This is a genomic window from Corynebacterium sp. HMSC28B08 (genome assembly GCF_001806865.1).
GTDB lineage: Bacteria > Actinomycetota > Actinomycetes > Mycobacteriales > Mycobacteriaceae > Corynebacterium > Corynebacterium auriscanis.
This window is the reverse complement of sequence record NZ_KV786184.1, coordinates 1-12773: the sequence shown is the minus strand read 5'-3', so window position 1 is coordinate 12773 and position 12773 is coordinate 1. Positions and strand designations below refer to the sequence as shown.

Annotated in this window: 8 protein-coding genes; 4 read left to right on the top strand and 4 right to left on the bottom strand. The window is 58.9% G+C overall.

From position 1 onward, the window contains the following. The gene (locus HMPREF3098_RS09770; RefSeq protein WP_070434989.1) at positions 1-1599 is read left to right on the top strand and encodes a cation:proton antiporter family protein; all 1599 of its coding nucleotides are present in this window, start codon (positions 1-3) and stop codon (positions 1597-1599) included. A gap of 40 nt (positions 1600-1639) precedes the next feature. Here HMPREF3098_RS09770 and HMPREF3098_RS09765 read toward each other — a convergent pair whose 3' ends face one another. The 4 genes from HMPREF3098_RS09765 to HMPREF3098_RS09750 form a co-directional block, all read right to left on the bottom strand. Further along, positions 1640-2260, bottom strand: coding sequence for a hypothetical protein (locus HMPREF3098_RS09765; protein ID WP_035113237.1), 621 nt, complete (start codon positions 2258-2260; stop codon positions 1640-1642). 163 nt (positions 2261-2423) lie between these two features. Continuing rightward, positions 2424-3119: a hypothetical protein gene (locus tag HMPREF3098_RS09760; RefSeq protein WP_070434988.1), complete on the bottom strand. Its 696-nt coding sequence runs from the start codon at positions 3117-3119 to the stop codon at positions 2424-2426. Positions 3120-3743: 624 nt separating this feature from the next. Then, entirely contained in the window at positions 3744-4592 is an 849-nt protein-coding gene (locus HMPREF3098_RS09755) for a DNA-formamidopyrimidine glycosylase family protein (protein WP_070434987.1), read from the bottom strand. Between the two features lie 170 nt (positions 4593-4762). Further along, a complete protein-coding gene (locus tag HMPREF3098_RS09750; RefSeq protein ID WP_246815930.1) occupies positions 4763-9844 on the bottom strand; it encodes a DEAD/DEAH box helicase in 5082 nt (1693 codons plus the stop codon). 34 nt (positions 9845-9878) lie between these two features. On the opposite strand from HMPREF3098_RS09750, the gene HMPREF3098_RS09745 reads away from it, so the two are divergent. From HMPREF3098_RS09745 to HMPREF3098_RS09735, 3 genes are all read left to right on the top strand, one after another. After that, positions 9879-10640 carry a 3'(2'),5'-bisphosphate nucleotidase CysQ gene (locus HMPREF3098_RS09745; protein WP_070434986.1) on the top strand — a complete coding sequence of 254 codons (762 nt, stop codon included), beginning with the start codon at positions 9879-9881 and terminating at the stop codon, positions 10638-10640. A gap of 370 nt (positions 10641-11010) precedes the next feature. Beyond that, positions 11011-11805 (top strand): thymidylate synthase, encoded by a 795-nt coding sequence (locus HMPREF3098_RS09740; protein ID WP_246815929.1) that lies wholly within the window; start codon positions 11011-11013, stop codon positions 11803-11805. Positions 11806-11864: 59 nt separating this feature from the next. Continuing rightward, positions 11865-12593 carry a dihydrofolate reductase gene (locus HMPREF3098_RS09735; protein ID WP_246815926.1) on the top strand — a complete coding sequence of 243 codons (729 nt, stop codon included), beginning with the start codon at positions 11865-11867 and terminating at the stop codon, positions 12591-12593. Positions 12594-12773: the final 180 nt, after the last annotated feature.

Below are 12773 nucleotides of genomic sequence, written 5' to 3'. Positions count from 1 at the left end.
GTGAACTCTGCCTATCTACTCACTCTCCTCTTTTCCATCATCGGGGGTTTAGGCGCCTCACTTCTGCGGCTTCCCCCACTACTTGGATTTCTGGCTGCTGGATTCGCGATCAGCGCGACGGGTGTGGAAGAAATCCCTTCTATTGACGTCATCGCCGAACTCGGCGTGACCACCTTGCTGTTCACGATCGGGTTGAAGCTCAATCCCCGGGACATTTCCAAACCCCGTATTGCTGCTTCCGCGTTCGGCCATGCACTTGCTAACACTGTGGTCTTTGCGGGACTCTTCGCGTTGATCGGTTTGCTGCCTCTGCGTGAATTGACCGGTCTGAGTTGGACGGCCCTGGCCTATATCGGCGTGGCGACATCCTTCAGTTCGACCATTTTCGTAATGTCGCAGCTCGCGGAGAACAACCGCAATGGTTCGGCGATCGGCCGTATTGCAATCGGTGTTCTGGTCTTGCAAGACATCATTTCGGTGGGCGTGCTAGTGCTGACTTCTGGGAAGGTGCCCGAGCCGTGGGCTTTGGCGCTGCCTCTAGTATTGCTGCTGCGGCCACAAATTAGTCGATTGCCGGATCGAATCTTCCGCACGGAACTGCTGGTTCTCACGGGTGTGGGAATCGCGGTGGCCTCCTATTCCGTTTTCGAGCTAGGGGGACTGTCCGGTTCTTTGGGTTCCATGATCGCCGGGATCTTGCTATCCGGTCATCCCCTTGCGGAACGAATGTTCAAGGCCTTGTTAAGCGTGCGCGAATTGCTGCTCGTCGCCTTCTTTATCCAGATTGGCCTGGGGGGATTGCCTGGACCGGGTGGATTCATTATCGCCGGGATCCTCACCCTTTTGTTGATTCCCAAAGCGTGGCTCTTCATAATCATCTTGCAGCGCTGCGGAATGTCCGCACGCACTAGCGCTATTTCCGGGTTGACCTTGGCCAACTACTCGGAATTCGGGTTATTGATTACGTCTGTCGCGGTCGCCAATGGAGTCCTCGGTGCCGAATGGAATTCGATTATGGCCATCGCAGTGGCTGCTAGCTTCATTTCTGGATCGTTAGTCACCCGCAAGGAAGAAGCGATTCTCAAGATCGTGAGAATGCTGATTCCACCGCGGCCCGATAGCGCGCTAGCTCCGGATGAGAAAACGGTACACATTGCCGATGCAGATGCCATCATTTTGGGCATGGGGCGCGTTGGGGAAGGTGCCTACCGCAGACTGGCACAGCAACACGGTATGAAGGTGTATGGCATTGAATTCGATGAAGACCGAATTGAATACCTGAATAAACACGGTTTTGAAATCATCCCGGGCGATGCAAGCGATCCAGAATTGTGGCACCGCATTGATCTACAGAAACAACCTAAGTTAATCGTGCTCGCACTGCCTTCCCCACGGAAGACCCTTCAGATTGTGAAGCGGATTCGTGAAAACCGTGGTGATGAAGTCGTCGTCGCCACCACCGCGCTCTACGAGAGCGCGCAGGAGGGTTTTCTACAAAATGGCGCCGACGTAGCTGTGAATATCTACGCCGGCGCCGGTGAGGAGATTGCGGATCAAGCCATGCGGTCGTTAACCGGACGACCGCATGGAAGGAGATAGTCCCTCACGGAGGAATGCTCCTTGGAAAAAAGGGTCGGTATTAGAACAGCCCCTTGTTGGAACGACCAGTATCGGTCTTGGTGACCTCACGGGAGTCAATGTTCTGGTCGTTTCCAGTGGACTTGTCGTCAGCCAGGCGACCAACCTGGGTCACGGTGATGTAGTTAACGATGCGCCCCTTCTTGGTGGCGCCGTCGCCGAAGTTCAGGTTAGCGATCAGGCGGCCTTCGCCAGCCTCGATTGGGTTGGACAGAGTCACTTCGAAAGTGCGGGTGGAAGTGGCGCGGTCGAAGCCCAAGTCACGGGTGTAAGCACCGTTGAAGTAACCAGGGGTGATGAGGCGATCCACGCCCTGTGGGCCCGATTCGGTCTTCACCTCAATGCGGAAAGTGATGGCGGGGAACTCAGCGTAGTAGTCCTCGGTGCCAACGTTGACGGCCGAGACAGAAACGAGGCCTGCGTAACCAGGAACTTTGCCACCCGCCACACGGATGGCTGGCTCCAGATCATACTTTTCGCCAGTAGCCGGCGCAGTGGTGCCAGCAGTTGGCGCCGTGGTCTCTGCAGTTGGGGTCTCAGCAGCACCAGCCACAGCGGTGCCGGACAGTGCAGCTGCGCCAATGACAACCGCGGTTGCAACGCGCGTTGCGAACTTCTTCATGGTGTTTTCTCCCTTTGGTGGGTCAGAGGTCAGTGGAGTTGTAACGGATGGCCTTTGTGGTCAGCTCCGTTTTGTTTAGCGCCGTTATAATTCGCGATGCTCTTATTACGCCGTCTTCTAGAAGCGTCGCTATTGCTTCACGTCGCTTTTACTGAGTGACTTTTTATTTAGCGGAGTCAGCTGGGTTCTTGTAGAGCTTGACGTTGACTTGGTTCTTGATTGGAGTCAGAGCGGACCAAGCAGTTGGGGTGGACCACGTGCCGTTGGACTTGCAGAATTGCTGGGTACCGGTCATGTTGATAACACGGAACCCGTAGGTGGCCTCACCGGTGTGACCAGCCGGAACATCGTATGGGCCGACAGTCTGGCCAACTTGCCAGGATAGGGAGTAGGAAGCCTCCGCGCCGATGGTCTGTGCCAGCTCATAAGCGATTCCCACAGAGCCCTTGCCGTCCTTGGCAGAAGCCTCACCGCCGAGGTTGGCGGATACGGTTTCAGTGCGATCACCCTTGACGGTCAGGGAGATAGACTGCGTCTTGGACAGTTCCTGAGTCAGAGGGATGGTGTTCTTGGTCTGGTTGGTAGCGGAAATGGTTCCGGCTGGCATGAACTTGTCATCCACGCGGTAGATCACAGTGCGGTAGTCCTCGAGGGCGTTACACACTGGCTTTGGGTTGAGGATGTTTGCCTTCAGGTGATCATCGCCACGGTAGGTGTTGATGATGGGCAGCGTTGGGTTCAGCTTGGGAGTCTCCGGGTAGTGCTCCTCGGAGGTGGCAGCCTGGGCGGTTCCAGCTGCAGCAGCTGCCAGCATCAGGCCAGCAGCGGTAGCAGAAGCCATCTTGCGAACGGTGTTCATAGGAAATCTCCTGTGTGCTTGGACTGGATTCAGTCTCGGGCGGGCGGAGTTGCCATTTTCCGAAAGCGCTTCCCCAGAATCCGCGTTGCGCAACACGCCACGTTACTCAACACAACCCAGCAATAGTGCTCAACACTTTTCCTCGGGAATCCCTCTCTGACAACTAGTGACAAGAGCCGAGTTTAGAACAAACTGAATGAAAATTGTTGAACTAAATTGATAACACCACCGCGCCGCGCTTCCATGGGAGTTAACCTCGCGATAACCAAAACCATCCACAACCTGCAAGGTCGAACCCTCGGGGACTACATAACAGTCAGGTAACTCCGATGAAGTCTCCAACAATCACCCCACACTTAACTTGCTGCTCATCGGCAATATATCCCGCGCAGTACCCGGCGCAGTCATTATATACTTTAAGAAACGTAGGACAATCCGTGATTGATCAACAGTTTCGAGACAAAAACCGTTCTACGCCCCACCCTCACCCCACACCGCCTCAAAATGAACTTTAGGTTAACTCCTCTCACCTGCAACTTCACCAAACCCAGCTCGCAGCCAGCTTCACCCCCAATAGCCACCCCCAAAGCTGCCGAAGCTCTTCCAGTTCCCTGACAACGCGATTCATGGAAGCTGCTGACACTGCGGGCACCACCAGATGATCCGTTCCAATTCGTTGGTATCCAAGTGTGCATCGCCACCTGCGAATCGCCCCCCTAAGCTTCCTTTGGCAATCGGCTGCCCGCACCGGCGGCACGCCTTATTGGCGCGACCGAAAACATACGTCCCCTGTCCAGGCCTCTTGTCACCTGTGAAGATCCGTACTGGTTCCAACCGGTTTTCCCACATCACACGTCGCGACAATTCCAGCGCGCGCTGAACCCCTACTCTGCCCACCGCCGCCACCGGAATGGCCGGATGCCACCCCAGCAAGAACATGATCTCCGCCCGGTATTCATTGCCGATACCAGCCACGTTGGACTGGTCCAGCAAAGCCGCCCCCAACGCTCGATCCGGCCGAGCCATGATCCGCTCCACGCATTCCGCCAACCCATCTTCAAGCCAATCAGGGTCCAAAATGTCGGGCCCTAAATCACGAATCACCGTAGAGTACTCCCCTGCAGGAAACACACGAACAAAGCCCAATTCATGGCCCACAATCTCTATATCGGTCCCGCCCTCATGCTGGGGACTAAACCGCAATACAATCCGCGCGGTATACCCCGGTTTCCGCCACCGCGTACCGGCCTTATGTATCGCCCACACACCTTCCATCTTCAAGTGCGTGTGCACGATCGTCTCACCAATGTGCATGAATAAGTGCTTGCCATAGGGCCATACACGCTGTACCCGCTGACCATCCAAGTTCACCGTCGAAAACTGTGGCACCCGGATATCGGTTTTCGTCACGGTCCGGCCAGTCATCCACTGCAACCGATTCGATAACTGCAGTACGGAATCACCCTCTGGCACTAGCGTCGGCCTCCTCTTTTCGGCGGATGGTTGGGCTGCTGTATCACTGAGCTGGGCAACTGTATTCCTCGTCCCATCAGCCATTGTTTTCACAGGTCCAGCCCTCTGCCGGGGCAACCACCCAGTGTTGTTGTTAGCCTCGGCCAATGCGCCCAAGCCAGCTCAGGCACCTATTTTATGGTCAATCCCTTCGGCGTCAGCCTCGCCCCCGCCGCTGTCCACGGCTGCAGCTTCGCCTCCATGACAGGTACCCCGTTGATCTTTTCAATTGCCACGGGGCTCAATCTACCTTTTTTAACCGACGCCGCCATGGCCTCCACTACCCACGGCACCGCATGGGTCACCTCATCTTCCGCGTCACCGAAATTCAAGTCCGCTTCGATGGCGAACACATTAATGCTCTTGCCACCCCGGCCCACATACGCCAACAGTTCTCCATTCCGGATCACGACCAGTGCACCGGCTGTACGGCTCAGGTGCACATCGCTTTCTTCCGCTCCTTGCACTGCGGGCCACGGCAGTGCCGCCCCGAAAGGGTTGGCCGGGTCGACGGCAGCTAGCACATAGGGTTGCGAGTCCGCATCCGCGTTCCCCGATGATTTGCCGTCTTCGGTACGCCGCAGGGCGTCGATAACTTCCCGAGGCGCGAACTGTGCGCCGCCTAGGCCGTCAATGATGTACCCGCGCAGCACCGCGCCGGAATCCTCCCACGCGCTCAACACTCGATATGCCTGCGCGAAACCTCCTTCGGCTTTTTCTGCAACGACGGACCCGCGGGTTACAACGGCGTAGCGGTCGATCCACGCTTCACCGTTGACGGCGGCCACCTCTGCGGCAGCAACTGTGGAAATGCCCGCACTAGCACTAGCTGCATGAGCCGCGCTTGTGCCAGCAGCACCCACATCAAGAGCACCTGCATGAGCCGCGATTGTGCCAGTAGCACCCGCATCAATGGTGCCCGCGTCAAGAGCACCTGCATGAGCCGCGCCCGCAGTTCCGGCCCCGCGCGTACCAGCCCCAGTCACACCATTGTCCACAGACCCACTGGTCCTGCCATGAGTCGACGGGTCCACGGGTCGCACCGCGGACCATCGTCCAGGCACACCGCTATGAGCGTTTAAGGCCGCCCGTGCCTCGCGGGTGCGCTGCGCGGCTTCTTGGCTCATCATCGCGTGCGAAAAGCGCCCGCGCCCCATCCGCAATCTTCCAGTCGCCGCACTGCTACTACCTCGCCCGCGATCCCGTCGCGGCGCCCGGTGAGCCTGCTTTCCGCTACTGCCAGCCTCTGTTAACCGTGCACGCAAGGCCGCGAAAGAATCCGGAGCTACCAACCCGGCATCAAACAACTCCCACAGCGCCGCATCCAATTCCTTATGCCCAATGCCGGTCACCGCAGCCAGTTCACTGGCCAGATACGCCCCGCCCCCACGCAGTTTCTCCAACAGCTGATTAGCGACGATGCCCACTTCCACTGCCACGTTTTCTGCAGCCGGACCACGCCCGGCCAGCAGATAATCCTTCAACACAGCGGGCACAATGGTCACCCAGCTATCCTTCGCACCAGTGGTTCCTTGCCCCACCACTACAAACTCGCCACTGGCCAGCAAATCATCCAGATCCGAGGGCTGATAATCCGGAATACGCGCAGGCAAGACCATGGTTTCCCACGCGCTGGCTGGCATTGCCAATCCCGCCAGCTGTTCCAGAACACTGGGCAGATCCAACCGCTCGGCGCTCCCAATGCCATGCCACTGCGCCAGGAAGCGAGCATACGTTTTCCGCGTCACAGGTTCCACTGCACCTCGAGCGGCCGCCAACGTCGCTTGCCGCAGGCGGCGCAACATCGCCACATCTACGAACTGGGTGGCATTCTTCACCTGCGTGGTTGCCTCTTTATCCGACGCCGCTCCGGCCTCCACGAACACGCCCGCTTCTAAGCGCCGGTCTGCCGCCCAACGTTTCAATAGGGATTCCGCGGTGGCTACACCCATCCCAAACTCGGCTGCCACCGTAGCGGCATCGGTCGGTCCACGATGCCTCATCATTCGCAATACCAGCTGGTCAAGCGCATCTGCAACGACCGTGGGATCCGCCCCCACCCCCGGCGGGACGGGCACGCCCAACCCGTCACGTAGCAGGGGAATGTCCTCCACCACACACAACTTGCGCGCCCCGCCAAAGCTGACTTCCGCTAGGCGCCTCGGAACCAATTCGCGCACCTCCTCGACTGCCACCGTGCTTTCGAGGCGTGCGGCAACATCATCAAGCGTCAAAGGCCCCAGCGCCCGCAGCATGTCCACAGCTTGTTCCACCGTGCCAGCACGGCGCCCTTCAGCGCGCCACTGGGCGGCGTCGACAATCCTAGAAACAACAACCGGATCCAACAGGAAGCCTTCACCCGATTTCCCGAGCACCTTGGCCAGTAAGGCGGGATCGACGGCAAGAGCCGCGGCGCGTTCGGCGGAATCGCCTTCATACATAAACGCACTGGTGTAGGTGAACAACAGTGATTCAGCGAAGGCACTGGGGCCTTCCGTGGTGACCTCGGCGATGCGCAACGATGGGAGGGAATTGACAAGTTCTTCCAGCTCATCCAGTTTGTACACATCGTGGATACATTCGCGCATGGTCTCCACCATGATCGGGAAATCTGGGTGATTGCGCGCTACGTCTAGCAACTGCGCAGCACGTTGGCGCTGTTGCCACAGCGGTTGGCGCTTGCCCGGGTGCCGGCGGGGCAGCAACAGAGCGCGCGCGGCGCACTCGCGAAAACGGCCCGCAAACAATGCCGATGACCCCACACTATCCATTACGTCACCCAGCACAGCCTGCGCGTCGCGAGCAAGCAGCTCCTCCCCCGGTGGATCCTCGGAATAGGGCAAACGCAACACCATCCCGTCATCCCCGGCCACCGCCATCGAGTCGATCCCCGTTGTGCGCTGCAGCTGGGCCGATAATGCCATAGCCCACGGCGCATTCACCCCTCGACCATAGGGGGTGTGCACGATCACGCGCCAGTCCCCGATTTCGTCCCGGAAACGCTCAACAACGATGGTCTTTTCATCTGGGATCACACCCGTATCCTCACGCTGTTGGGAGTAGAACGCGGTTAAGTTGGCCACGGTGTTGGGGCAGATGAAATCTGCATCCCGATTGTCTGCAGAGCTACCTTTACCCCACGCTCGGCGGTGCTCGCCAATGGCTTTACCCAGCTCTACAGGGCGCCCTTCTGCGTCCCCCACCCAAAACGGCAGGCGGCCGGTGTGCCCCGCGGCGGGCGCCACAATAACCTGGTCGCGGTTAATTTCCAGGATCTTCCAACTGCTGGCGCCCAGGGTAAATACGTCCCCCACGCGGGATTCGTACACCATTTCCTCATCCAACTCGCCCACGCGCCGGGCACCAACTTCTTCACCGGCAGCCAGAAACACCCCAAACATGCCGCGATCGGGAATGGTGCCGCCGTTGGTCACGGCCACGCGTTGAGCTCCGGGGCGGGCTTCGAGCGTTCCTGCCTCGGCGTCATAGATCACGCGCGCTTTAAGATCAGCGAAATCCGTCGAGGGATACCGCCCCGAAATCAACTCCAACACTCCATCGAAAGCCTCACGAGGCAGCGCGGCATACGGATGTGCCCGGCGTACTGCGCGCCACCACTGCTCCACATCCAGCCGGCCGCCGGGGGCCTGTGCTGCGGCTGCCACGGTGTGCTGGGCCAGCACGTCTAGCGCGTTGTTCACCACGTGCAAGGGTTCCAGCTCCCCGGCCAACAACCGGCGCACAATCACAGTGGCGGCTTCGGCATCTTGCTTGTGCAGTGGGTAGATCGTGGCCCTACTGGTTTCACCCACGGAGTGCCCGGCGCGACCACACCGCTGAATCGCCGAAGCCACCGAAGGTGGCGCCCCCACCTGAATAACGTGGTCGACCAGCCCCATATCAATACCCAACTCCAGCGAACTGGTTGCCACCACGCACTTCAGCGTGCCTGCTTTCAGGGCTTGTTCTATGTCGGCACGTTCCTCTTTGGATACCGACCCGTGGTGCGCCCGCGCGATCACTGCAGGAGAACCGGTGACCCGCGTGGATTGTGCCATCAGCTGTGCGGGGGCTCGTCGCATGGGAGCTGCCAAAGATTCCGGGTCGTGAATCGCAGCCCAATGCTCGTTCAACGCTCCGGTCAGACGCTCGGCGGTGCGGCGGGAGTTCACAAACACCAACGTGGAGGTGTTCGCCATTACCTGCTCGTAGACCGCTTTATGCACGTGCGGCCACACACTCTTTTGCTGGGGCAGGGCCGATTCTTTATCGACGCCACTCGCTACCCGATTACCCGCCCCCAGCTGGGTGTTACCACCCACACCTTCGCCAATGAGTGTTGGACCCAGGAGGGCTTCATCCTCTAGTTCGTCCCCCACGGTGCCGTCGTCAGGATCCGTGGTGTTCTCAAACTGCGCTAGGCCTACATCCTCGGCTGGTGGCGGATCTTGGAAGTCTTCCACCACACTACGGACGGTGACATCCCACGATTTATACGACGGTGGATTGACGATCCGCACCGGTCGATCGCCACCCATAAACGAAGCCACGGAATCTACGGGATTCACGGTGGCTGATAAGCCAATGCGCTGAACGGGTTGCTGGGCAATGAGGTCCAAGCGTTCAAGGGATAGCGCCAAATGAGCTCCGCGCTTGGTTCCCGCAACCGCGTGAACCTCGTCCACGATCACGGTTTCCACGCTGTGCAGCGTGCCCGCTGTTTTCGAGGTCAGCATGAGATACAGGGACTCGGGAGTAGTAATCAGGATCTCGGGCGGGTGGCGCAGCAACTTGGCGCGCTCCGACTGCGGTGTATCTCCCGAACGCACACCGACACGGACAGGTGCGACCGGTACATCCATCGCAGCCGCAGTGCGTGCAATGCCCGCCAAGGGGGCAGCGAGGTTACGGTCAACATCCACTCCGAGGGCTTTAAGCGGGCTGATGTAAATAACTTTTGTACCCCCCTGGACTTTTGATGAGGGGGAGGGCTGGGAGGCGTCGAAAAAAGATTGTGGGGCGGTGAGTTTGGAAAGCGACCACAAAAAAGCTGCCAACGTTTTACCCGATCCGGTGGGCGCCACCACCAGAGCGTTCTCACCTGCTGAAATGGCTTCCCAGGCCTGCTGTTGGACCACGGTTGGCTCGGCAAATACATCCCGAAACCATGCTGCCACGGGGGCATGGAATCTATTCAGCGGGTCAACGGGCATGTGACCATCCAACCATGCCGCTAAAGTAAGTGCCATGACGGCTCAAATTGATGATGCAACGCTGGCGCTGCGGCTAGCAATGGGCACTGGCGAAATCCTCAAAGGTGTACGTGGTGTAGGCCTGTTGCGTGACAAGGAACTCGGTAAAGCCGGTGATGCCATTGCGCAGGACTGGATCGCCCGTGCACTAGCGTTGCACCGCCCCAACGATTCGGTGCTGTCCGAAGAAGCTGAGGACGACCGCACACGGCTCGACAACGAACGCGTGTGGATCATCGACCCGCTGGACGGCACCCGCGAATACGCTGGTGGACGGCAAGATTGGGCCGTGCACATAGCCCTCGCCGTGAACGGGAAGGTTGAACAGGCAGCCGTTGGCATGCCGGATTTGGGCAAGGTTTTCCATACGGACGACGTGCGCGCCGTAGGGGGCAGAGCCACCAACCGGCTGGTGATCAGCCAGAATTCCACCCCGGAAGTGGCAACGTTTATCGCCGAGGACCTGGGCATGGAATTGGTTCGTATGGGTTCGTGTGGTGCAAAGACCACCTCGGTGATTTTGGGCGACAATGACGTATACGTGCACGCCGGCGGGCAATACGAATGGGATAACGCAGCACCCGTTGGAATCGCGCAGGCAGCGGGACTGTTTACCTCACGACTAAGTGGGGAGCGGTTGAAATACAACTGCGACGATCCATATCTTCCGGATCTGCTGGTGTGCCGTCCCGATGCCAGTGAAAAAGTGCTGGCCAGTGCTTCCCGTTATCTAGAACAGCACGGGGAATTCAAGTAAAGCGTTACGCGGTCGGGTAGTCTCGCCCCGCACTACCCACGCCGGTCACACACCGCGCAACCCGAGCCGATTCAATCCCACGCAACCCGCGCCGGTCACACACCACCCACGCAACCCGAGCCGATTCAACCCCGCGCAACCCGCGCCGGTCACACACCGCCCACGCAACCCGCGCCGATTCAACCCCGCGCAACAATTGAGGCGCAGTCCGTCATAGCGATGGCCAGCCTTCGTGACTCATGCCATGCAGCTTTGGCAGAGATTGTCCTCAAGGCGTAATCTCAGATTCATTCGCGCCCCCATTCATGAGCGAAGGAGTGCATTCAGCGTGGCGTCAACCCTCCAAGAAGCGCTAACAGAAGACCAGCGGATCCCCACCCCCTACGAAGACCTGTTGCGAGAGATTCTTGAAACCGGCACCGCCAAAGGCGACCGGACGGGGACCGGTACCACCAGCTTGTTCGGTAAACAACTGCGCTTCGACCTGCGTGCTGGTTTTCCACTTATTACCACCAAGAATGTGCACATCAAGTCCGTGGTTGGTGAATTGCTGTGGTTCCTCAAGGGAGATTCCAATGTTCGGTGGCTACAGGATCACGGCATTCGCATTTGGAATGAATGGGCAGACGAAAGCGGCGAACTGGGCCCCATTTACGGCGTGCAATGGCGCAGCTGGCCCACTCCGGATGGCCGGCATATAGACCAGATCTCGCAGGCACTCAATACGCTACGCACTAACCCCGATTCGCGGCGCAATATCGTGAGCGCTTGGAATGTCTCCGAACTGAGCAACATGGCGCTGCCCCCGTGCCACCTGTTGTTCCAGCTATACGTAGCCGATGGTCGACTATCGTGCCAGCTGTACCAACGCAGCGCAGATATGTTCCTTGGGGTGCCTTTTAACATCGCCAGTTATTCCCTGTTGACACACATGCTGGCGCAGCAAGCCGGCCTGGAAGTTGGTGAGTTCATTTGGACGGGTGGTGACTGCCACATTTACGACAATCACCGCGAGCAAGTCCAAACGCAGCTTTCCCGCGATGCCCGGCCGTACCCGCAACTCGAGCTACGCAAGGCTGCGGATATGTTTTCATATGACTTCGATGACATCACCTTTACTGGGTATGACCCCCACCCCGCGATCAAAGCGCAGGTCGCGGTGTAATGGGCAAGAATGTGACGTCATGGGTAAGGATGCACGATCATAGGTAAGGATGTGACGTAATGGGGCAGGACTCAAAGGCAATGGATAGGGACACCACGACAGTTAGCACCAACGGCCCAACCGGATTAAGCCAGACCAGCCGCCCAACCGGATTCAACCAGGGCGATTACCCAGAGATCACTTCCGAGTCGGTAACCGCAGCCCTACAACAATTGAACATCGCGCGCGAAGATGTGGAAATCGGGATGATTTGGGCACAAACCACCGCGGGCGTCATCGGCGATGGCAAAGATATGCCATGGTACCTGCCCGAAGACTTGGAGCATTTCAAGCAAGCCACGGTAAACTACCCTGTCGTTATGGGCCGTACGTCCTGGGAAGCCTTGGACGGCGGATTCCGCCCCCTCCCCCGGCGTGAGAACTATGTAGTCACCCGCAATGAGTCCTATGAAGCGCCGGGTGGCCATGTGTTTACCTCTTTGGACCACGCCATCGCCGCCGCCGCCCAGTTCCAGCTACAGCACAACACCGATCGACCTGCGCTGGTATGGATCCTCGGCGGCGGCCAGATTTACGCCCAATGCATGGCCGTTGCCGATCGGGTTGTCATCACGGAGATCGATATGTCAGCTCCAGCGCGTTTCCAAGTGCACGCACCGGCCGTGGACGAGCCAGATTTCACATTGCAATCAGCCAGCCCATGGCGGGTATCCCAGAAGGGACACACCGTTGACGGCGAAGGAGAACTGAAGTTCCGCATCTGCGAGTGGACTAACGCGCACAGGTAACCCAGCGGGGGCAGCCCAGCAGGGGCAGCCCAGCAGGGGCAGCCGCCTCGGAGCGGGGCAGGGTGGGGTGATGACGACTGGGTGGCGGGTGGGGTGATGGCACGAGTCCTTCACACAGATTCCAAGCGCAGGCCCCGAGCGCTTCTCCCTGTGATGCCGGCTCGGGCCACTCACGCCCTC